The organism is Leuconostoc suionicum (assembly GCF_001891125.1).
Taxonomy (GTDB): domain Bacteria; phylum Bacillota; class Bacilli; order Lactobacillales; family Lactobacillaceae; genus Leuconostoc; species Leuconostoc suionicum.
In genome coordinates this window covers 1,185,966-1,206,490 of the sequence record NZ_CP015247.1, presented here as the reverse complement: position 1 = coordinate 1,206,490, position 20,525 = coordinate 1,185,966, and the positions used below count along the sequence as shown (strand labels likewise).

At 36.7% G+C, this 20,525-nt stretch carries 24 protein-coding genes, 1 pseudogene and 1 riboswitch; of the genes and pseudogenes, 19 read left to right on the top strand and 6 right to left on the bottom strand.

Annotated features, from left to right (window positions below; all coding sequences use genetic code 11):
• The first annotated feature begins 44 nt into the window (after nt 1–44).
• From A6B45_RS06075 to A6B45_RS06030, 10 genes are all read left to right on the top strand, one after another.
• Nucleotides 45–620 carry a TetR/AcrR family transcriptional regulator gene (locus A6B45_RS06075; protein ID WP_072613791.1) on the top strand — a complete coding sequence of 192 codons (576 nt, stop codon included), beginning with the start codon at nt 45–47 and terminating at the stop codon, nt 618–620.
• 181 nt (nt 621–801) lie between these two features.
• On the top strand, nt 802–1,233 hold the full coding sequence (locus A6B45_RS06070) for a PTS sugar transporter subunit IIA (RefSeq protein ID WP_072613790.1): 432 nt from the start codon (nt 802–804) through the stop codon (nt 1,231–1,233).
• A gap of 15 nt (nt 1,234–1,248) precedes the next feature.
• The gene (locus A6B45_RS06065) at nt 1,249–1,743 is read left to right on the top strand and encodes a PTS system mannose/fructose/N-acetylgalactosamine-transporter subunit IIB (protein ID WP_072613789.1); all 495 of its coding nucleotides are present in this window, start codon (nt 1,249–1,251) and stop codon (nt 1,741–1,743) included.
• 25 nt (nt 1,744–1,768) lie between these two features.
• Nucleotides 1,769–2,632 carry a PTS mannose/fructose/sorbose/N-acetylgalactosamine transporter subunit IIC gene (locus tag A6B45_RS06060; RefSeq protein WP_072613788.1) on the top strand — a complete coding sequence of 288 codons (864 nt, stop codon included), beginning with the start codon at nt 1,769–1,771 and terminating at the stop codon, nt 2,630–2,632.
• 1 nt (nt 2,633) lies between these two features.
• The gene (locus A6B45_RS06055) at nt 2,634–3,476 is read left to right on the top strand and encodes a PTS system mannose/fructose/sorbose family transporter subunit IID (protein WP_011679989.1); all 843 of its coding nucleotides are present in this window, start codon (nt 2,634–2,636) and stop codon (nt 3,474–3,476) included.
• A gap of 21 nt (nt 3,477–3,497) precedes the next feature.
• Nucleotides 3,498–3,791 carry a PTS sugar transporter gene (locus A6B45_RS06050; RefSeq protein WP_072613787.1) on the top strand — a complete coding sequence of 98 codons (294 nt, stop codon included), beginning with the start codon at nt 3,498–3,500 and terminating at the stop codon, nt 3,789–3,791.
• 220 nt (nt 3,792–4,011) lie between these two features.
• Complete coding sequence (gene dnaG / locus A6B45_RS06045) at nt 4,012–5,874, top strand: DNA primase (protein ID WP_072613786.1); 1,863 nt, start codon at nt 4,012–4,014, stop codon at nt 5,872–5,874.
• A gap of 49 nt (nt 5,875–5,923) precedes the next feature.
• Nucleotides 5,924–7,222: an RNA polymerase sigma factor RpoD gene (rpoD, locus tag A6B45_RS06040; RefSeq protein ID WP_011679963.1), complete on the top strand. Its 1,299-nt coding sequence runs from the start codon at nt 5,924–5,926 to the stop codon at nt 7,220–7,222.
• A 21-nt stretch (nt 7,223–7,243) separates the two neighbouring features.
• A riboswitch (PreQ1 riboswitch) is annotated at nt 7,244–7,289 on the top strand.
• Between the two features lie 6 nt (nt 7,290–7,295).
• Nucleotides 7,296–7,853, top strand: coding sequence for a QueT transporter family protein (locus A6B45_RS06035; RefSeq protein WP_072613785.1), 558 nt, complete (start codon nt 7,296–7,298; stop codon nt 7,851–7,853).
• Nucleotides 7,850–8,587 carry a 3-oxoacyl-ACP reductase gene (locus A6B45_RS06030; protein ID WP_072613784.1) on the top strand — a complete coding sequence of 246 codons (738 nt, stop codon included), beginning with the start codon at nt 7,850–7,852 and terminating at the stop codon, nt 8,585–8,587. The genes A6B45_RS06035 and A6B45_RS06030 overlap by 4 nt, the downstream gene beginning before the upstream one ends.
• A 148-nt stretch (nt 8,588–8,735) precedes the next feature.
• Here A6B45_RS06030 and A6B45_RS10580 read toward each other — a convergent pair whose 3' ends face one another.
• Both A6B45_RS10580 and A6B45_RS10575 read right to left on the bottom strand, forming a co-directional pair.
• Entirely contained in the window at nt 8,736–9,017 is a 282-nt protein-coding gene (locus tag A6B45_RS10580) for a hypothetical protein (protein ID WP_227005805.1), read from the bottom strand.
• 238 nt (nt 9,018–9,255) lie between these two features.
• Entirely contained in the window at nt 9,256–9,579 is a 324-nt protein-coding gene (locus A6B45_RS10575) for a LysR family transcriptional regulator (protein ID WP_227005806.1), read from the bottom strand.
• A gap of 451 nt (nt 9,580–10,030) precedes the next feature.
• On the opposite strand from A6B45_RS10575, the gene A6B45_RS10515 reads away from it, so the two are divergent.
• From A6B45_RS10515 to A6B45_RS05995, 5 genes and pseudogenes are all read left to right on the top strand, one after another.
• Nucleotides 10,031–10,435, top strand: coding sequence for an aminotransferase class I/II-fold pyridoxal phosphate-dependent enzyme (locus A6B45_RS10515; RefSeq protein WP_173674455.1), 405 nt, complete (start codon nt 10,031–10,033; stop codon nt 10,433–10,435).
• Nucleotides 10,436–10,610: 175 nt separating this feature from the next.
• Nucleotides 10,611–11,190, top strand: a pseudogene (locus A6B45_RS10510) (amino acid ABC transporter ATP-binding protein); the annotation flags it as partial.
• Nucleotides 11,191–11,208: 18 nt separating this feature from the next.
• Nucleotides 11,209–12,147, top strand: coding sequence for a D-isomer specific 2-hydroxyacid dehydrogenase family protein (locus A6B45_RS06010; protein ID WP_072613782.1), 939 nt, complete (start codon nt 11,209–11,211; stop codon nt 12,145–12,147).
• A 30-nt stretch (nt 12,148–12,177) separates the two neighbouring features.
• Complete coding sequence (locus A6B45_RS06005; protein ID WP_072614492.1) at nt 12,178–13,359, top strand: pyridoxal phosphate-dependent aminotransferase; 1,182 nt, start codon at nt 12,178–12,180, stop codon at nt 13,357–13,359.
• Nucleotides 13,360–13,518: 159 nt separating this feature from the next.
• A complete protein-coding gene (locus tag A6B45_RS05995) occupies nt 13,519–13,728 on the top strand; it encodes a hypothetical protein (RefSeq protein WP_207645894.1) in 210 nt (69 codons plus the stop codon).
• Nucleotides 13,729–13,827: 99 nt separating this feature from the next.
• Here the strand turns inward: A6B45_RS05995 and A6B45_RS05990 are convergent, their stop codons facing one another.
• Genes A6B45_RS05990 through A6B45_RS05980 form a run of 3 tightly spaced genes read right to left on the bottom strand, consistent with a single transcriptional unit; the run spans nt 13,828 to nt 15,548 of the window.
• On the bottom strand, nt 13,828–14,793 hold the full coding sequence (locus A6B45_RS05990) for a peptidyl-prolyl cis-trans isomerase (RefSeq protein ID WP_072613781.1): 966 nt from the start codon (nt 14,791–14,793) through the stop codon (nt 13,828–13,830).
• Nucleotides 14,794–14,848: 55 nt separating this feature from the next.
• Nucleotides 14,849–15,091: a hypothetical protein gene (locus A6B45_RS05985; protein WP_072613780.1), complete on the bottom strand. Its 243-nt coding sequence runs from the start codon at nt 15,089–15,091 to the stop codon at nt 14,849–14,851.
• 34 nt (nt 15,092–15,125) lie between these two features.
• A complete protein-coding gene (locus A6B45_RS05980) occupies nt 15,126–15,548 on the bottom strand; it encodes an HIT family protein (RefSeq protein ID WP_072613779.1) in 423 nt (140 codons plus the stop codon).
• A gap of 162 nt (nt 15,549–15,710) precedes the next feature.
• Between A6B45_RS05980 and A6B45_RS05975 the strand changes: the two genes are divergently transcribed.
• The 3 genes from A6B45_RS05975 to trmB are packed head-to-tail and all read left to right on the top strand — an operon-like array spanning nt 15,711 to nt 18,399.
• Entirely contained in the window at nt 15,711–16,451 is a 741-nt protein-coding gene (locus tag A6B45_RS05975) for an ABC transporter ATP-binding protein (RefSeq protein ID WP_072613778.1), read from the top strand.
• Nucleotides 16,441–17,727, top strand: coding sequence for an ABC transporter permease (locus A6B45_RS05970; protein ID WP_072613777.1), 1,287 nt, complete (start codon nt 16,441–16,443; stop codon nt 17,725–17,727). The genes A6B45_RS05975 and A6B45_RS05970 overlap by 11 nt, the downstream gene beginning before the upstream one ends.
• A gap of 12 nt (nt 17,728–17,739) precedes the next feature.
• Nucleotides 17,740–18,399, top strand: coding sequence for a tRNA (guanosine(46)-N7)-methyltransferase TrmB (trmB, locus tag A6B45_RS05965; protein ID WP_072613776.1), 660 nt, complete (start codon nt 17,740–17,742; stop codon nt 18,397–18,399).
• Between the two features lie 178 nt (nt 18,400–18,577).
• On the opposite strand, the gene A6B45_RS05960 is transcribed toward trmB, so the two are convergent.
• Nucleotides 18,578–19,087 carry a site-specific integrase gene (locus A6B45_RS05960; protein ID WP_227005808.1) on the bottom strand — a complete coding sequence of 170 codons (510 nt, stop codon included), beginning with the start codon at nt 19,085–19,087 and terminating at the stop codon, nt 18,578–18,580.
• Nucleotides 19,088–19,630: 543 nt separating this feature from the next.
• Between A6B45_RS05960 and A6B45_RS05955 the strand changes: the two genes are divergently transcribed.
• Nucleotides 19,631–20,167: an HdeD family acid-resistance protein gene (locus tag A6B45_RS05955; RefSeq protein ID WP_072613775.1), complete on the top strand. Its 537-nt coding sequence runs from the start codon at nt 19,631–19,633 to the stop codon at nt 20,165–20,167.
• The last annotated feature ends 358 nt before the right edge of the window (nt 20,168–20,525 follow it).

Sequence of the window (20,525 nt, the reverse complement as noted above, 5' to 3'; positions counted from 1 at the left end):
TATGATTTGACCTGTCTAGTTATGGACAGAAAAGGATTATTTGTATGGCGGATATTAGAAAAATAAAGACGAAAAAAAACATTGAGATGGCCTTTGTTACCTTACTGAATGAACGAAATTTTAAATCAATAACTGTGGACGAAATTTGTAAGCAAGCTATGACAAGCCGATCAACATTTTATCTGCACTATTTAGATAAATATGACCTTTTAAATCAGCTTGTTGAAAGACAGTTTTCAGTTTTTGAAAAAATTGTGGATAAAAGGGTTGAGGGGTTGATTTCTGGGCAATTTGAAGAAACGATTACACATTTCTACAATGAATTAGTCAACAACAAACAGACTATTCAAGCTTTATTTACAATCAACGAACCGGAATTTAATTTAAAACAAAAATTTGAGGATACATTATATCAGCATTGGCTGAAGTATCTCGGTGAAAAAACATCTTTGAAGTATAACGAATTGATTGCAAAATTTGGCGCTAGTATTGTCTTTGACACGCTTAACTGGACTTTTGAAAATGGCATTGATGATGAAACGTTGTTATTTGTGGAAAACATCAGAAAGAAAATACTTGAGATGTTTACATCTTTAAAGGAAGTACATGATGAACCATAGCAAAGAGCTATGGTTTTTTAGTTATGAGAGACTTCATATAATATTGTTATTTATTATTGTATTTTATCGATAGTAAGAGTAGAATAAGATTTAGGTTATGCAAGCGCTTACATAATACCTGACAAAGGGTTTCATAGTAACAATGAAACAACATTCCGTTTATGAAAGATAGGAGAAAAGAATGAACTATCTTATTTTGGTTAGCCATGGCCAGTTCTCGGTGGGGCTCAAGGACGCTCTGGAAATGTTTGTTGGTGATGGTATTAAAACTGTGAAAGCAATAGGACTCCAATCAGGTGAAGATACTGACCATTTTGAAAATCGTTTCAGATCTTTACTATCGACACTTGAACAAAATTCAGAATTGCTTATTCTTGGGGACATCATCGGTGGTAGTCCACTGACTACCGTTGTAAACGTGTTGAATCAAGAAAATAGATTAGAAAGTACAATTGTTCTTGGTGGGATGAATTTTCCAATGGCACTCAATGCTACTATCTTGAAAGACAGTGCCAGTAAAGACGACCTAATTAGCAGTGTATTGCGTGAAGGCGCCTCTGCGTTGAAACAATTTGAGATTAATGATGATCCAGAGGACGATGATGAGATTTGAAAGGACGAAGTAATTATGAGTATTTCATTTGTACGTATTGATGATAGAATTATTCACGGACAGACCGTGACCCGCTGGGCTAAAGAATATCCTTGTGATGGCCTGATAGCAGTTAATGATGCAGCAGCCACAAATCCTATTCTAAAGGATGCATTCAAAAGTGCCTCAGAAAAGAAAACATTTGTTTGGACACTGGATCATTTTCAAGAAAAAGCACAACAAGTTTTGGATTCCAATCGACAATATTTTCTAATTACGAAAACACCACAAGATATGAAAAAAATTTTGGTTGATTTTGGGTTCAAGCCTGATGATGTAAAAACAGTGATTGTTGGTCCAGCCAACGATCGGCCCGATGCAGTGAAATTAGGAAATAATCAGTCCATTACATCTGAGGAAGCTAGAGCATTTGATGATATTCAAGCGAAAGGGTACCAAGTTAAGTTTCAATTGTTGCCTGATGTATCAATTGGTTATTGGGATGCCTTTAGAGGAAAATTTAATCTGTAGTCTAACATAAAAAGAGGTTAGAAATATGACAATTAGTTGGATGCAAGCAAGTATTTTAGGTATTTTTGCAAGTTTGTCTTCCATGCCAGGCATGGCAGGATCCACAATTGGAAATTACACACTGGGGCGTCCGTTAGTGGGTGGCTTAGTCTGTGGATTGGTTTTGGGAGATCTTAAAACAGGCATTGCTGCTGGTGTCGCGATGCAGTTAGTCTATATCGCACTGGTTACTCCTGGAGGAACTGTTTCGGCGGATCTTCGAGCGGTCTCTTACATCGGTATACCATTAGCAATGGTTGCTATTCATGCTCAAGGATTAGTAGCAACATCAGGAAATGCTGCTGATTTAGCTAAATCAATGGGTACGTTAGTCGGAACTGTTGGAACGGTGTTGTTCTACGGAACAGCAACTATGAACTTGGTTTGGCAACACATTGGATGGCGAGCAGTTGAAAAAGGGCAATTTAAGAAATTGTATGTTGTGGATTGGGGACTCCCATGGATCTCACACTTTTTCTTCTCATTTATTCCAACACTATTCATGACACATTTTGGGTCTAGTGCTGTTACTGCATTGAAGACAGCATTACCAATGGATGGTATTCCAATGAAAACCTTGTTCACAGTTGGTGCCTTACTTCCCTGTGTAGGTATTGCAATTTTGTTGAAGCAAATAGTAGATAGCCCACTTGATTTCATTCCGTTTTTCGTAGGCTTTACATTTGCTGCTTCTCTAGGTTTGAACTTAGTCTCAGTGACAGTTGTTTCATTAATTTTTGCTATGATCTCATACAAGTTAGACATGGCAATCAGCACCAATCGACAAGTTGCATCTCCGGGAGCAAATACTGATGTGACCGTTGATGATGAGGAAGACGAGGATATTTAAGATGGATAACTTAGAAAAAAAGAAAATTTCTCGTAAGACTTTAAACAAGTCGTTTCATTACTGGTTTTATGGTCATCTTACAGCGTTCTCTCAAGAACATATGCAGACATTTGGTTATTTGACTTCAATGTTACCTATTGTGGAAGAATTGTACGACAATAAGGAAGATCAAGAAAAGGCAATGAAAACCTACACGGCTTTTTTCAATACAGAGCCACAGTTAGGGACTGTTATAGTCGGTGTTACGGCTAGTTTGGAAGAGGCAAGAGCCAATCATGGCAATGTTGATGATACAACAATCAATGGTCTACGAGCCGGTCTAATGGGCCCAATTGCAGGAATTGGTGACTCACTAGTTGTCGGTACATTGATCCCAGTTATTCTTGGAATTGCTTTGGGGATGTCCGACGGTGGATCACCGCTTGGTGCAATATTCTATATTATTGTCTGGAATTTGCTTGGATACTTTGGTATGCGTTTTGCTTACTTTAAAGGTTATGAATTAGGAGACAAGGCGGTAGGAATTTTAGTCGGCGCTCAAGGAAAAGCAATTCGTAAAGCGATTGCAACTGTTGGCGGTATGGTTGTCGGTGGCGTCGCTGCCACTTGGGTGACCGTAAAAACGTCCTTTAAATTAACTAACTCATCTGGAAAAGCCTACTTAGTTTTGCAAGACAAATTGGACTCGGTTTATCCAGGATTATTGACTGCTTTGTTTATTGTATTTTGTTGGTGGTTAATGGCTAAGAAAAACATTTCACCTATTCGGGTTATGCTCATTTTGGTGGTTGTTGCCCTGATTGGCGTGTTAGTCGGATTCTTCAATCCTGGATTGAGTTATTAAGGAATAGAGAAGGTGTTTATTATGGCAAAGAGCATACAAAATTTGGACAAGGGATATCAAAATGAAATTTCTTATCAGCAGAAAATGATTAAAAATCTTCAACATTGGCAATCCTTTTTCTCAATGATTGTTGGTCTAAGCATTCTTCTTACTTATTTCTTTGTCCATCAAAATATTTGGTTATTTGGTGCAGGTTTGGTTTTAGGCACAATCAATATTTTAATTGTTTTCATCATTGGTTATGCAATTTATAGAGGGCAACAAAATGTTAGTGTGATTGTCGAACGATATGATGAACTAATCAAAGCTAAATAAATATTAGAGGTTTCTCTGTCTAAACAGAGAAACCTTTTTAGTTAACATAATACCTATACCTCTTAAAATAAAAATAGCTTTAAACACTGGTATAGAAGTGTTTTTACCTCGAAACCAGGGGTTGACAAGATTCGTTTAAACTATTATAATTAAAACAGTTAAATGATTTCAGTCGCAAACCAAATAGTTTGCGACTTTTATTGTTTGAAAGGTGGTTCCATTGGCAAGTCGTATTCCGCAAGCTTTTATTGATAATGTGCGATCAAAAGTAAATATTGTTGATGTTATCGGCCAGTATACACAATTGGTAAAAAAAGGCCGACAATGGACGGGCTCATGCCCTTTTCATGATGACAGGCATCCTTCCTTATTTGTTGAAGAAAACAAGCAAGTCTTTAATTGTTTTTCATGTGGTCGCTCTGGTTCTGTTTTCTCTTTTATTATGGAAAAGGAAGGATACAGCTATCCTGAGGCAATCTTATCATTAGCGGAAAGTGTTGATATTCCAATTGACTCAAGTATTTCTGCGAATAATGGTAATCAAATTGATGGCACAACACAAGCAATCTATCAGCTACACACTGATGCGCAACGATTGTATCAGCATACATTGCTTAACACCACTTCTGGTGAACAGGCACTGGCCTATCTACATGATAAAAGGCAGTTAAGTGATGACATTATTAAGGAATTTGGGATTGGTTTTGTTCCGGACGATAACCTTCTATTGAGTTATGCGAAGGAGAAAAATTTATCTCATGAAGTATTAATGGCTTCCGAGCTATTTATCACGAATAGTGTGAGTGGTGACATGCGTGATCGTTTTTCAGGGCGTATCGTTTGGCCAATTAAAACTGAACGAGGTCAAGTTGTTGGCTTTTCTGGCCGAGCACTAGACGCTGAAAATTCAATCAAATATATGAATAGTCCAGAAAGCCCATTTTTTACTAAAGGACGTGTTTTATATAATTTAAATCGGGCCAAAAATGTCATTAAACAAACGGGTACGGCGATGATTTTTGAAGGCTTTATGGATGTTATTTCAGCACATATGGCCGATGAAAAAGTTGGCGTTGCAACCATGGGAACCGCGCTAACACCTGATCATATCCGACAGCTTTCACGCATTGCGAAAAGAGTGCTTCTTATTTATGATAGTGATGAAGCGGGGCAAAATGCTGCAAGACGTTCAATTGAGCTCTTTAAAAATAATGCTAAAGATATAGAGGTCGGTGTTGTCCATCTGCCTGACTTGCTTGATCCGGATGAAGTTCGAGTACAGCGCGGATTACCAGTTTTAAAAAAGGCACTTAATCAAAGCATTTTAACACCAATTGAGTTCTTGGTTAATGCAGCCAGAAATGGTAAGAATCTAAGTAATCAAGCGCAGTATCTAACGTTCTTGCATGAAGTCATGCAGATCTTATATACAGCTACACCAGTTGAACAAGATATTCAGCTGACTCGGATTGCAAATGAGTTTGGTACATCAAAGCAAGCACTACAAGCACAGCTACAACAAACTAAGCAGTCAGTAAAAGGGCAAAATAGTCATCAATCAGTCTCGCAATCATCTCATGTTGCTAGTGACTTTAGCCCAAAGGCCCCTGAATATGAATTTGGTTTTCCAGTTGAGCCTAATCGATATCAAAAAATTTCAAAGGTAGAATTGGCAGAACGTGCCTTAATCATGGCAATGATTAAAGATCCGTATACACTGGAACGTGTTAAATCGACGGCGGGATTTGCTTTTGTTCATCCTGAGTATCAATTGCTAATGATGCTGACTGAAATTTATCAACGAGATCACTTGGGGACATTTGATATTGCTCAATTTATGGATTTTATACAAAAACCAAATTTGAATCAAAAAATTATGGCCATTGATCACAGTTTTGGTGATATAAAGGTCGAAAATGATGCGGTTCAAGATTATTTGCGTATAATTATGGAAGAAGCACCCGTTTCAAATCGTGTTCAGGAATTAAAACAACTAATTGAAATTGCTAAGCAACAGCATGATGATGCCAAATTAGTTCAACTTTCAACTGAATTAATTAACATAAAAAAACGACAACATTAATCGATTCGATGTTAATTAAATAGCCTCATTGTAAAATATAGGAGTAAAAATGACAATTATTTCAAGTTCAAGTAAAATTTCAGATATTAAAGATTATCTTGATGAGCAAAAAATCGCTTATAATAGTCGCGCAAAGAAGGCTGAATTATTGGCTTTGGCTCAAGGAAAGACTCCTGAACAAGCGGCAGCAGCTGGAAAAGCTTCAAAGCCAAAATCAGCCAAAAAGTCTGGTCCACTAAAAAATCCTGAGTACGATAAGGCAACTAAAGCGCTAATTGCTGAGTATAAAGCAGCAAAACAAATAACATATGCAGCGCTATCAAAGCGTTTAGCTGAACCTTTTAATTTAGATGAAGAAAACATCGAACGTCTGATGGAAAAAGTTGAAGATGCCGGTATAGCAATTGTTGATGACAATGGTGATCCAGCGCCAGAAGTGTTAAAGGCCAAGCAAAACAAACCCACTGATCAAGAGTTAGCAGAAGCTGAGGAAACCCCAGCTGGTATTAAAATTAATGATCCAGTGCGTATGTACCTCAAAGAAATTGGCCGTGTCAATTTGTTGAAGGGAAATGAAGAGATTGATATCGCTAAACGTATTGAGAATGGGGACGTCGAAGCCAAGCAAGAGTTAGCAGAAGCCAACTTACGGTTGGTTGTCTCGATTGCCAAGCGTTACGTTGGTCGTGGCATGCAATTCTTGGATTTAATCCAAGAAGGAAATATGGGCTTAATGAAAGCCGTAGATAAGTTCGATTATACTAAAGGATTTAAGTTCTCGACGTATGCAACATGGTGGATTCGTCAGGCCATTACACGCGCTATCGCCGATCAAGCACGGACGATTCGTATTCCAGTCCACATGGTTGAAACGATTAATAAGCTGATTCGTATACAGCGTCAATTGTTACAAGATTTGGGACGTGAACCTCTTCCAGAAGAAATCGGTGCTGAAATGGATTTGACGGCCGACAAAGTACGTGAAATCTTAAAAATTGCTCAAGAACCAGTATCACTTGAAACACCTATTGGTGAAGAAGATGATTCTCATTTGGGTGATTTCATCGAAGATAATGAGGCAGTTTCTCCAGCTGACTCTGCGGCATATGAAATGCTCAGGGAACAATTGGAATCTGTTTTGGATACATTGACTGATCGAGAAGAAAATGTCTTGCGTTTGCGCTTCGGATTAGAAGACGGGCGTACACGTACATTGGAAGAAGTTGGCCGCGTATTTGGTGTAACACGTGAACGTATTCGTCAAATTGAAGCGAAAGCGTTACGAAAGTTGCGTCATCCAAGTCGTTCAAAACAATTGAAGGATTTCATGGATGAGAGTACGAATTAATTGATTATGTTCTGAGACTTAATAATAGCGGTTCATCAACCATCCCGCTTAAAAAAACTAGGAGATACTATTTATGCAAAAAACAGTAAGTGTGCGACAAAGCAATCGCACAAGAAATATCACATTAACAGCGATTGTTGCTGCGTTGTATGCAGCAATCACGTTAGTTATAGCGCCAATCGGATTTGGACCAGTTCAGTTACGTTTATCTGAGGGCTTAAATCACTTATCCGCGTGGAATAAACGATATATTTTGGCTTTGGGGCTCGGCGTTTTTATTGCCAATCTCATGTCGCCATTAGGTTGGGTTGATTGGATATTTGGTACAGCAGGTACCTTGATTATGACAACCGTAACTTATCTTTTGACTCGGAAAGTAACAAACACGCTGTTAAAAATTTTAATTAGCTCTTTTGTAGTTTCTACATTGGGAATGGGCATTTTAGCAGCAGAGTTTAAATTTGCCTTTAATATTGGTGCCAGTGGTTCGTTTCCTTCAGGCGCATCAGGCGGTCTTTTTTCACAATGGTTGGCGTACTATATTAGTGTTTTGCCAGGAGAAATTGTGTCATTGATTGTTGGTGGTATTTTGATTTTTGCACTTAGTAAGATTATTAAATTAGACAAATGATTGAACAAAATTATACAAATAAAAATGTTTTATTAACCGGTGCTGCTTCAGGCATCGGTTTTTCGCAATTGAAAACTTATTTGTCTCAAGGCGCAACAGTGTATGCTTTAGACAAAGAAAAAATTACGTATACGCACGAACATTTGCATACGTATCAAATTGACATTAGACAACACAAAAAACTAGAAATGTTGGTGGAGCACATAACCAGTGATGTTTCAATTGACATTCTATTGAATACAGCAGGAATCTTAGATGATTACCAACCATCTTTAACCATTGACTTAGATACTTGGCAACAGGTGATGGATACAAACTTAACACCGATGTTTATTTTATCGAATGCTGTATTACCCAAGATGATTGTCGCTGGATATGGACATATTATTAACATGGCATCCATAGCTGGCTTTACTGCTGGTGGGGGCGGGGCGGCATATACAACTAGTAAGCATGCAATTATTGGATATACCAAGCAGTTGGCTTTTGATTACGCTTCAAAGGGATTACATATTAATGCTATCGCGCCGGGAGCAATTAAAACACCAATGAATGCCAAAGATTTTGCTGGCGATGCTAGTATGGCCCAACAAGTTGCCGATCAAACCCCCGCAAAACGCTGGGCTGCACCACAGGAAGTCGCAGATTTAACAATGTTTTTGACAAGTCCTCAAGCTGATTATATTAATGGTACAGTGGTACCAATTGACGGTGGTTGGACATTAGGACATTGAACAAATTATCGCTAATTTGAAGTTTTAAAGTATAATGATGGTTTCATTCAAAAGTGGCCTTTTTCGAATGATTAATATACAATCACTATGCCCGATATAATTATTTAGAACAATTACCAGCTTATAGGTAAAAAGCCATAACATTTTGTTATGGCTTTAGAAATTTTTCGAGACTTTTTAGTAGTTCTTGCGCATTATGACTGAAGTTGTGATCCTGCTGGATCACATAACCAAATGTTAAGTAGGCATCTTCTCCTTCAATTTTTAAATTTTTGATATCATATTGTTTATTGTCAGGAGAAACCATGTTAATATCTAGCTCAACGACATCTGTTTCTAAAATGATATTTTTTAACTGATGCTTGTTATTGGTGTAAACAGTTGGTTGTAGCGTATCTGTAGCGAAGCCACCTCCATTAACTTGTTCCATAGAGAAAAAGTCATTTAATCCGTGGACAAATTTTAATTTTAGTAGTTCTTCAAAAGAGATTGAGGTTTTATTGTAAAGCGGGTTGTTATGTCCGACATAAATACACGCCTCTCTTTTTTTCAATCTCAATAAATTTTAGTTCCTTGTGAGAAATAATATGGCGAAAAGCCTTTAACTGGTTTTGAGAAACGTATAGAATGCCTAGCTCAGAGAATCATTGTGAAACTCGAGTCGTTATTTATTCAACGGTACCTTGTTGGTGAGAAAGCATCATACCTAGGTGTTTCTGGTATAGTTCAACTAACAGCCATGACATGATACTACTGGGATATGTTGCTACGGAAAAATTACTATTACTTGATATAGAGTTTGTATCAGTAATCAAATTCACGTTTTTTAAAATATTTTCAGCATAACTATAAATTGATTTGCCATACGCTGTTAGTTTCAATCCTTTACTAGTTCGTTCAAACAGAGGAGAGCCTAACTCTTTTTCAAAAAGTTTGATGACCCTGCTGACATTTGGCTGGGGTGTAAACAGTTTAGCGGCGGCTTTGCTCAATCTACCTCAGTTATGGGCAGTAACAAGATATTCTAGTTGTTTAATTTCCATACTAACCAAACTTTCAAAAAAAGTTGTTAATCGATTATAGCATTTATTCAGTGGAACCAAGATAAGATTCTTTAAATATTGCGAGTAAATGATTTTTTAAAAATAAGTATACCTACTTGGGTATACTTTTTTTGTTACTGAAAAAAAGATGTTATTTGTGTAATTTATACAAATTATATTTTTAAAAAGGCAATTTAACTAATGAAATAAAATTGATAAGTATGTAGAGTAGACTGCAATACCAAATAGCGGATCCGTAAATACGAACTTTGATACAAATTAGTACATTTTTATTTTAAGAGAGGTATTTTCGTAATGACATACAGAAATGAACAAAATACGAACATATTGTACAAAGGGATTAAAATTGACACCAATCATGTAAGTGAAGCTGTTATATTTGTCAACAGCTCATAATGTGGCCGACTTAGATGATCTACAAAATACTTATGATCGAAAAGGTTATGCGTATACGAGGTTCCATAATGTGAATCATGATGGAATTGTAGAACTTATGACATACTTGGAGCAGTCAGAAAAAAGTGTCATCACGAACACGGGTATGTCTGCAATACCGTCAACACTCTTAGCACTTTTGACATCAGGTGATTACGTTGTGGCTGATAAAACGCTATATGGTGAATCAATTGATTTTCTTAAGACATTAAGTAAATTCGGAATTTTAGTGGACTTTGTTGACATTACAAACCTTGATGAGGTTGTTTCGGTTATAAATGAAAGCACTCAAATTATTTATACAGAAACAGTTAGCAATCCCATTTTGCAAATGGCCATGGCGATGTAATACTAGGATCAATTAGCGCTATGGCTGAGATAATAGAAAAAATTTATAGTCTTCAGGTGCTACTAGGTACGACAGGAGATCCTTTTGATTCATCATGGTTAGCAACATTTTGGAAAGTCATCAGCTGATTAGTAAGGCTTATTACGCTGGTTTAAAGATCCATCTACAACATGACTTAGATGTTGCAACAAGCGGGTATATCCATGTTGATGGTGAAGATATAACAGATGAAAATAACGATATTTATAGTATTCAAGCCGAGATGGAATGGTTTTTCAACATTTTAATTTGTTCCCAAATTCAACCGTGTTAGAAAATCTAACATTAGCACCTAAACGCGTGAAGCGTTTGAGTGTTGATGAGGCAAGTGAAGAGGCAAAACAACTATTGGCATTAGTCGGCTTATCTGACAAAGTTAATGCTTATCCTAAATCCTTGTCTGGTGGGCAGCAGCAACGTGTAGGAATAGCGAGATTGCTTGGCTTGCGATGCATCCTAACTACTTATTGTTTGACGAGCCAACTTCGACCTTAGATCCAGAAATGGTTGATGATGTTCTTGAAGTAATGAAGGATTTAGCTAAGCAGGGCATGACCATGATTGTAGCGACTCATGAAATGGGTTTTGTCAGAGAAATAGCTAATAAGGTTATTTTTATGGCCGATGGTGTGGTCTTTGAAGAAGGATCTCCAAATGCGATATTTGGGAATCCCCAGAATGTCAGAACAAAAGAATTTTTAGGAAAAGTATTATGAAAAATTGAGGAACCATATATGTCAAAAAAACGCATACACATTGTAGGTGATTTACACGAAGTTGCCATTCAAAAATTTACCAGTGCAGGATATGATGTATCGCATAGCCCAAATTATGATGAAAAAAAATTATTGTCCTTAGCTTACGAGGCAGCGGTCATTGTTATGACTGATATGGTATTCGACGAGAATTGGTTTGATGCCTTGCCAAATCTAAAACTAATCGCACGTCGTCGTGTAGGATATGATAATATTCCGGTGGAATCAGCTACTCAACACGGTGTGTGGGTGACAAATACACCCGGTGCAAATGCTATTGCTGTTGCGGAATTAGCTGTTACTTTGATATTAACAGTTTTGCGTAAGGTCAACCAAGCAGCCAATAGCGTGCAAAAAGGTGAGGTATTAACATATCCAGCAAGTTTAATGGGTCATAATTTATCTGGGAAAATAATAGGGCTCATCGGGTATGGTCAAATTGCGCAAAATGTAGAAAAAATATTGCATGGTTTTGGTGCGCATGTATTGGTTTATAGTCGAACAAAGCGAGACACGCTTTATGGCCAATTTGTATCGTATGACACACTACTAGCACAATCAGATATCATATCGTTACATATTCCTGCTACACCAGAAACAAGTGGTATTTTAAATCATGAAGCGTTTTCAAAGATGAAAACGAATGCTATTCTAATTAATACAGCACGAGCTGCTTTAGTGGATGAAGAAGCGTTGGTTGAGGCAATAAATACTGGAAAAATAGCAGGTGCAGGTTTAGACACAACAAGTTATGAGACCATAAAAACAGCTAGTCCTTTATTGAATCATGATCAAATTGTGATTACACCACATATTGGTGCCAATACAGTAGAGTCCGAATACTTGACTGCTGAAAAAGTAGTGGCAAGCGTTCTTGATTTTTTTGACAATCAAAAGCCGATATATAGATTAAACTAGCATAATTAGGTGATGAAAGGTACGCCATTAATGACAAAAAATATTAATAAAAATGTTCATAATACGGGACTGTCAGGTATCCGTTTGGTTTCTAATTTTATAAAAAAGCCGGCAAACGAAGTCATTCAACTGACAGTTGGTGAAATTGATTTACCAACACCATTTGCTACCAAGCAAGCCGGCATTAAAGCAATTGAACAAAATCACACAAAATATACTGATAATATGGGCATATTAGCACTTAGAAGAATCATCACTGAGTACGCGCAAGAATTTTACAGTGAAACTTATAATCCTGTCACAGAGGTACTAGTGACAGTTGGTGCAAGTGAAGGCATTGACTTAGCAATCAGAGCACTAGTTAATCCTGGTGATGAAGTCATCCTTATTTCACCAGGTTATACTGCTTATACGCAAGCCGTTACTTTAGCAGGGGGTGTTCCAGTAGTTGTTGATACACGATCGAGTAATTTTAGGCTATTACCAAATCAATTAGAGGAGGTCATTAGTGAGAAAAGTAAATTAGTTATACTCAATTATCCGAATAATCCGAGTGGCGTTGTTTTATCTTCTCAAGAGTTAGCAGAATTAGCTAATGTTATCAAGAAGCATGATTTATATGTGTTGACAGATGATGTGTATAATCGTTTAGTTTACGATAAAGATTTCGCACCATCTATTGCAAGTGTGCCCGATATGAAGGGAAGAACCTTAGTATTAAACGGTTTATCTAAATCGCACAGTATGACGGGTTGGCGCATTGGTTATTTATTAGGGCCAGAGTCTTTAATTCACGAATTATATAAAATCCATCAAACAGATGTTGGCTGTGCCTCAAGTATCTCTCAAGAAGCTGCAATGACAGCTTTAACAGTGGACCGCGATAACCCGTCTGAAATCGTGCCCATATTTAGAGAAAGGCGAGACTATGTTCTGAAACGATTAGATCAAATTGGTGTTGGCTATATTAAACCAGAGGGAACATTTTATGTCTTTGTAAATATTGAAAAGTTTGGCATAAATTCATTGGACTTCGTGAAGTTTCTAATAGAGGCAGCGGATTTGGCTGTTGTTCATGGCTCCGCTTTTACTGAATTTGGTGAAGGGTTTATTCGAATTTCCTATGCAATGGATTTATCAATTCTAAAAGAAGCTTTGGACAGGTTTCAAGCTGCTGTGGCTAAATTAAACAATCAAAAAAGCCTCAGCTAAGAGGTGGAAGTGTGGGGCAAATCAAAAGAGAACAAAGAGTTAGAAATTTCAAAATAGCATGGATAGGAACATTTATGGCGGGCATGGCATTTAGTGAATCCATGCCTTTTTGCAGGATTAAGGTTTTTAATTGGGATCGCTAACGCTGGTATGACGCCAATGATACAAGTATTATTATCAAAAGCTAGTAATCGATTGAGTACGGTTTTTAGCATGACTTTATCGGCACAATCACTTGGTAGTTTAGCTGGATCTATTCTTGGTGCATACCTGAGTCGATTTATGCCGTTGAATAATCTATTTTACATTGCTGCTAGTGGTGCCTTAATGATCAGTTACGTATTATTTCAAAAAAGAAGGATTGGGTAATTTAACGGCCACTACATAAAAAATTAGTATAAAAAAACGATCTAAGAAATTAGATCGTTTTTTTTTTTGCACAATCATTGACAATAAATGATTCAGCAGTTATTTTGATGAAGAACTTGAAGAACTTGAAGAACTTGAAGAACTTGAAGAACTTGAAGAACTTGAAGAAGAAATACCAGCCGTTAGATAGGCATTCAAAGCAGTTTTCAAATCGCTGTCTTTAACACTAACATTGTTTTTGCGCAAAATCTTTCCGACAATGGCTTGTATTTTGCTGGTGTTGCTTGAATCATTGATAAAGTCAGTTACTATCTGAGTTGATAAGGTACTACGCAAACTGCTCATTGAAGGCTTTGTTGTTTTCTTATTCAATTTAATGACATAGTAACTGCCGCTTGTACCAGTTACAGGTTCCGTTGAATAGTCACCAACTTTGTCAAGCTTGAACGCTGCAGTTTGCACGGCTGAATCGATACTTGTGTTTGTTGAGTTAAACGCTGGCATTTTACCATTTGATGATTTATAAGTACTATCTGTAGAATACTTTTTGTAAACTGTATTCCAGTTATCACCATTCTTCAATGCGGCAATTGCTTCTTTAGCCTTCGCTTCATTCTTAGCTGTAATCATTGAAATCGTCGTGTCTGAGTGGTAATTCTTATAAGCAGTTTTTAGTTGCTTATCAGTTACCTTATAGTTAGCCTTGATGGCAGCATTGATAATCAGATTATTTTTGATATTCTTTTTAAACTGGGCATCAGTTGTATTGTTAGATGCCAAAACAGACTTAAATGATGAACCATACTGCGCTTTTTGTGCGTCGTAGGCGTTTTGTACATCTGTGTCAGAAACTTGATCACCATATTCGGCTGACAGAACTTTATTAATAACCATATTAGCAAATTCTTGCTGACCAGCTGACGATGTTTTGATATCTTCGTAAAATTGCTTTTCAGTAATTTTACCAACTTTTGAAGTCATTAATGTTTTTGACGAGTTAAAACCAAGAAAGACCAGTCCGCCAACAAAAACAACGACGAGAAGCCCCCAAATAAATTTTCGCATGTGATAATACTTTCCTTTTCTAGATACAATACTAAGTATTTTACCATAAATGAATTTAATGCGCTTTAAACTTAGATAATTCAGTATTTAAATGCTCAGTAGCTTCATTAATACGTGAAATATGTGGTTGATTTTTGAAATTCATTTTTTGGATGTCTGACTGAATATCCTCAGAAACACTCTGTATCTCTTTTAATTGTTCTGTTAATTTATGCTGTTGTAACTGGAGTTGTTTAAGCAAAGCTGTTATTTCTTTTATATCCGTGATGAGATTTTTGAATTGATCAAATAATTTCATATTATTTCTCCCAAACATCGTTACGTCGGATGTTTTAAAATTGCGAAGCAATACTATCAGCAATGGCTTGGTATTGTTCCGATGAAAAATGAGCGCTGTTATCAATAGTTGGTGCTAACACGCTATTTAGATTATCATCATCGTAACGAGGGATTAGGTGCCAGTGAGAATGGATAACAGTTTGACCAGCAGAAGGTCCATTGTTTGATTGGATATTGAGACCTGTAATCTTGTCATCACTGGCCTTTATAGCGCGTGCAATGACAGGCAATTTCAACAAAACTTTTTTGGCAGTATCTTCATCATAGTCAAAAATGTTATCAACGTTTTTCTTTGGTACAACTAGTGTATGCCCAGGGGTTACTTGTGAGATATCCAAAAAGGCGAGAACGTCTTCATCTTCATAAACTTTATAACTTGGTATTTCACCTGCAATAATTTTGTCAAAAATATCCAATGTAATAATCTCCGTTTCTATTTGTTATCTTTCATTATAACAAATAAGGTTATATAACAAAAATGAAGTGTTATTTTTAGTAAACAAATTGAAAAGAAACGGTCATTATCTATATTTATAGATTTCATACAAATATCATGTAATGCTTGCTATAATGAATGTATGGGATTAAAAATTAACAATATATCTGGCGGGTACGCGGGTAATAATATATTGAAAAACATTTCTTTTGATGTTCCTAATGGCGAGATCGTTGCCCTAATTGGTCTAAATGGTGCTGGGAAATCAACGACAGTTAATCACATTATCGGAGAGCTACAGCCTCAGATGGGATCAATAGTTCTTAATGATACTAATATAGTATCAGAGCCGACAGCCTTTAAATCACAACTTGCATATATTCCTGAACAACCAATATTGTATGATGAATTGACGTTAGGTGAACATTTACATTTGATGCTAGCGGCGCATGAAAAAGACGATGAGAATACTTGGGAACGTGTTGTGTCATTATTAACCATGTTTAGATTAGAAGATAAGCTAAACTGGTTACCAATTCACTTTTCTAAGGGGATGCGACAAAAAGTAATGCTTGTGTCTGCATTTATGTTAAATGCTCCATTGCTAATTGTTGATGAGCCTTTTTTGGGATTAGATACATTAGCGCAAAGGGATGTTGTATCTTTGATGAAAGAACAAGCAAAACTTGGAAATAGTATTTTGATGACAACTCATTTATTATCTTCGGCGGCATCATTTGTGGACAGGTTTGTTGTTCTACATGACGGTAAAGTACGTTTCGTGGGCACACCTTCCGCTTTAGCAGAAGAAAATCAGTTAACAGTGGATCATCTTGATGATTTGTTTGATTTAATGCAAAAGGAGTTAGCTAATGAAGGCTAGCGATTTATTTTGGCGGCGTTTTCGAGACGAACAGCGGACAAGCGCTAAATATCTGCGATTATTATTTAATGATCATTTTGTGATTTTTTTGATTATTGCTTTGGGTGGTATTGTACTTGCTTACCGCGAACTGCTCAGTACGCCGCAATCGATGATGTTTTGGCGCTCTAATTGGTGGCAAGTAATCATCATTACGTGGTTACTGATAGGATTACAGATAGGTGATTTAATTACGTACTTCCAGCCAGCGGATAGGCTTTACTTACTGGGAAACGACTCGGAAATTATCAAAAAATATTTGACGCGTTCTGTAAATTTGAGTATTTTATATGCCAGCGTATGGCAAGCTGTTTTTGTTGGTTCTATCATACCAATTCTATTGCGAATTTATGTCAACGGTTTATTACGAATTAGTTCCTTGCTGATTTTTGCAATTAGTTATAAGTTGCTTCTATTGTTATTTGAACGAGATAAACTATTCTTGAAGCAACGTGTGCAAACGATTACGATATTTGAAGCAAATTCAACAGCTGAGGGGCTTCTCTTCCGTGTTTTATTGCCTAGCATTTTCTTAGAATTTATCCTTATATTGACCCAAATGCAAGTATATATTTTGATGAGTGCTTGGTTGGTGTTGATGGTGGTAACGGCTTGCTATTTTCGTATCAGTAGTCATAAGGCAAACTCATTCGCAATTAACTGGGCTATCGCAACACAACAAGCACAACAACAAAAGCAAAGAGTGTTGCACTTTTTTGCACTTTTTGCTGAAATCCCCAATCAGCCTAAATCAATTAAAAGACGTCGTTACCTAGACTTTTTTCTGCAACGTTTGATAAAGAACAAACCAGCAATGTTGCGATTATATTGGATACGTTTAGCGCGAGACACGGAAATACTGCCTTTGGTTCTTAGATTAATAATTGTTGGCATGATTATCGTAGGTGTGTTGCAGACTGCACCCGATTGGCTAGTTGCTGTAGTTGGTTCATTGACGGTATATCTTGTTAATTTTCAGTTATTGCCACTATTTTCAGATACGCAAAAGAAAATTTGGTCGCGTTTGATGCCAATTACCAATTCTCAGAAACAGAGCGCATTTATTCAGGTACATAGATTGGTGAACTACATTGTTTGCACATTGTTGATTGTTACTGTAGCCGTGACGAGTGAATCGTTACAACGGATATTGTTATTATTTGTATTGTTGATTGTAGTTACTATTGGGCTACAAAAAAGTTATATTCCATACATGATTAAAAAAATGAAAAAGTAACGGAGAAATTTTATGCATTTACGCTCAAAACCTTGGGCTAGCGATTGGCTGGCTGAGCATTCAGATATAGTGATTGATCAAGATCGTGCAACAGCACAAATTGGACAGTGGCAATCATTATTTGACCAAGAACAACCAATACATTTGGAGATTGGTTCTGGTAAGGGGCAGTTTATTCTTGGCATGGCCTTGGCACATCCGGAAATTAATTATATTGGCATGGAAATTCAAGAGACGGCGATTGCCATCGCAGCACGTAAGAGCTTTGACCAGGTTGGCACATTACCAAATTTACGTTATATTTATGGTAACGGTAATGGGGTTGAGACTTATTTTGAAAAAGGCGAAGTTAGCAAAGTTTACTTAAACTTTTCTGACCCTTGGCCAAAAAAGCGTCATGAATCCCGTCGATTAACGTATAAGTCATTCTTGAAATCTTATGAAGCAGTTTTGCCAGAACATGGCGAAGTTGAATTCAAAACAGATAATCGTCATTTATTTGAGTATTCGATGGTTAGCTTTATGGACTATGGCATGCGATGGACTCCAGAAGACTACACGCTGGACTTGCATGCTGACGAAGATAAGGTACAGGGGAACATTGAGACCGAGTATGAACAAAAGTTTATGGCTAAAGGTCAACCAATTTATAAGATTAAGGCTCACTTTTAGAGCGACAAGGGTTACAGAGTATTACATAAACAAAAAACAACGTCTAATTTAGGCGTTGTTTTTGCTGTCTGGGGACATTTGGAGACTTGAAGATAAAAAGGTCAATGCTATTTGGTCTTGTTCTTGTTCCTTTTCTTTCAACATGTGAGCATAAACATCTAAGGTGATGCGAGTATTTTTATGGCCAAGCCTTTTTGAAACGTAATCGATTGGATACGTCATTGTATAGTAAAAAGCTGGCATGTGAATGGCGTAAATTGGGAAACCTTATTCTCGGTATATCAAGCTTTTCTAAAATGTAATTTAGTCTTCTGGAAAACTGTCTATTGTAATAATGATTATAAAGCGGGAAAAGGTCACTATGTTCTTGTAAAACTTTTTTTAAATCCTTAGTGATTGATATTGTATGGTGGAACTGTTCATTTTTGGTTTCGGTTACTTTTTGGAATGCGACCGAATAGGACTTCGATATAGATATTGTACTATTTTTAAAATTTATATCATTGATAGTTATAGCGGCTATTTCTCCGATCCTGGCACCAGTTTCTAGAGCAATCAAAATACCGTGGTCGGAGTCGTTTACAATATGGTGATATAGATAGGATTGTAATTTGACAAAGTCTTGTGCGGATAAAACGCCCTTGTGTGCTCCACGTTTAATTGATCTAACCTTGAGACACGAGACCATATATCTTTCTTTATCAGGCCGTCAATATGAGCGTCTCTTAGCGATGATTTTACAACGTCCCAGAATTTAGCAACAGTGGTGTAAGCGACTGTTTTACCATATTCGTCCAGTTTATCTTGAATAAGAGGAGTGGTTAACTGATAGAGCTTTATACTATCAAATAAATTTATAACACGATGAAACTCACTTATGTATCTGGATTGAGTTGATTCTCTATGTCTGGTTTGCGATATCGTTCGTACCATTCTAAAAAGTATTCGGGTAAGGTTAGTTTAGAACGTGAAATGTCATATCCGTCTATTTTTGAACTTTCTACTTTAACACCCCAGGCTGATGCCTCTCGCTTTGTAGGAAATGTTTTTGTTCTCTTTACCGATTAACACCTTCAACGGCTGAAACAACACGTCCCGTGCGTTTACTTATGTTATTAGCACACCTTGTCCGGTCAAAGATTAGGGTGTGCTTTTTATTCGGTTAACATTTTTGTAATTTAACGATTAAGTGAGATATAATGGTTTTGATTACATTATGAGGGAGAACTTTATGTCTGAAGAATTTTTTACAAAAGTACGGAGAACTATAGGTTTTGATGGGTTGATATCTACTATTATCGGTGCACTTATAGTATTTCTACCAAATCGAAGTGCTAGAGCTGCTGCCGGCATGATTGGTGCTGCTTTAATTGCGGTTGGTCTTTTTAAGTTAATTTTTGTGTTTAGAAGAGATGCCGAAAATGGCATGGCCAGATTAGGTAACCTAATCGTTTCAGTAATTTATCTGGTAGCTGGAATCTTTATTTTTGTGGATATGCAATCAGCAGCGATATCGCTTATTTTGGTCGTTGGTATATTAACTGGTATAACTTGGTTGATTGAAGGATTTGTTCAGCTGGCTATTTTAAATAAACTGGCTACAAATAAAACTTGGTCTACAATATCAGCCATCATTAGTATACTAGGTGGTGCAAGTATTCTGTTTAGTCCGATGTGGGGTGGTTTGGTTGTATGGACATTCTTTGGGATCACATTACTGATCATTGGTATTTTCAAGTTAATCCAGTATTTTACATTAAAAAATTAGTCTAAACAAAAACCGCTAGTTAGTTAAATCTAACGGCGTTTTTTAGTACATAAAAATTCACGGTCCAATTTGTGAATCTAAGAAAGATACGTAGGTAGGACCTTTTGTTTGGAAACGAAAGGAACCTTGCGTATCAACGATGGTAACTGTTGGTAGGTTTTGTTAGCAAAGAAACATGAAGTGGTTGACGGAGTGACAAGATGAAAAATATTGCTAAGGCACTCGGGTACGTTTTTATTACAGATTTTGTGTTTATGATATTGATGTTGTTTATTAATATAAGCTGGATAAATACATGTCTTACTATTTTGATGTGTGGAGCAACCGGATTTTGGTTTGATTATTATAGGCAGGATTA

Excerpts from the sequence above, each read along its gene's own strand:
- A6B45_RS06010 (WP_072613782.1), top strand. The coding sequence starts at position 11,209 with ATGTCAAAAAAACGCATACACATTGTAGGTGATTTACACGAAGTTGCC.
- A6B45_RS05970 (WP_072613777.1), top strand. The coding sequence starts at position 16,441 with ATGAAGGCTAGCGATTTATTTTGGCGGCGTTTTCGAGACGAACAGCGG.
- A6B45_RS06035 (WP_072613785.1), top strand. The coding sequence starts at position 7,296 with ATGCAAAAAACAGTAAGTGTGCGACAAAGCAATCGCACAAGAAATATC.
- A6B45_RS06030 (WP_072613784.1), top strand. The coding sequence starts at position 7,850 with ATGATTGAACAAAATTATACAAATAAAAATGTTTTATTAACCGGTGCT.
- A6B45_RS06055 (WP_011679989.1), top strand. The coding sequence starts at position 2,634 with ATGGATAACTTAGAAAAAAAGAAAATTTCTCGTAAGACTTTAAACAAG.
- A6B45_RS06075 (WP_072613791.1), top strand. The coding sequence starts at position 45 with ATGGCGGATATTAGAAAAATAAAGACGAAAAAAAACATTGAGATGGCC.
- A6B45_RS05985 (WP_072613780.1), bottom strand. The coding sequence starts at position 15,091 with ATGAAATTATTTGATCAATTCAAAAATCTCATCACGGATATAAAAGAA.
- A6B45_RS06070 (WP_072613790.1), top strand. The coding sequence starts at position 802 with ATGAACTATCTTATTTTGGTTAGCCATGGCCAGTTCTCGGTGGGGCTC.
- A6B45_RS06005 (WP_072614492.1), top strand. The coding sequence starts at position 12,178 with ATGACAAAAAATATTAATAAAAATGTTCATAATACGGGACTGTCAGGT.
- A6B45_RS05990 (WP_072613781.1), bottom strand. The coding sequence starts at position 14,793 with ATGCGAAAATTTATTTGGGGGCTTCTCGTCGTTGTTTTTGTTGGCGGA.
- trmB (WP_072613776.1), top strand. The coding sequence starts at position 17,740 with ATGCATTTACGCTCAAAACCTTGGGCTAGCGATTGGCTGGCTGAGCAT.
- A6B45_RS05960 (WP_227005808.1), bottom strand. The coding sequence starts at position 19,087 with ATGGTCTCGTGTCTCAAGGTTAGATCAATTAAACGTGGAGCACACAAG.
- A6B45_RS05955 (WP_072613775.1), top strand. The coding sequence starts at position 19,631 with ATGTCTGAAGAATTTTTTACAAAAGTACGGAGAACTATAGGTTTTGAT.
- A6B45_RS05975 (WP_072613778.1), top strand. The coding sequence starts at position 15,711 with ATGGGATTAAAAATTAACAATATATCTGGCGGGTACGCGGGTAATAAT.
- A6B45_RS06050 (WP_072613787.1), top strand. The coding sequence starts at position 3,498 with ATGGCAAAGAGCATACAAAATTTGGACAAGGGATATCAAAATGAAATT.
- A6B45_RS06060 (WP_072613788.1), top strand. The coding sequence starts at position 1,769 with ATGACAATTAGTTGGATGCAAGCAAGTATTTTAGGTATTTTTGCAAGT.
- rpoD (WP_011679963.1), top strand. The coding sequence starts at position 5,924 with ATGACAATTATTTCAAGTTCAAGTAAAATTTCAGATATTAAAGATTAT.
- A6B45_RS05995 (WP_207645894.1), top strand. The coding sequence starts at position 13,519 with ATGATACAAGTATTATTATCAAAAGCTAGTAATCGATTGAGTACGGTT.
- A6B45_RS10580 (WP_227005805.1), bottom strand. The coding sequence starts at position 9,017 with ATGGAACAAGTTAATGGAGGTGGCTTCGCTACAGATACGCTACAACCA.
- A6B45_RS06065 (WP_072613789.1), top strand. The coding sequence starts at position 1,249 with ATGAGTATTTCATTTGTACGTATTGATGATAGAATTATTCACGGACAG.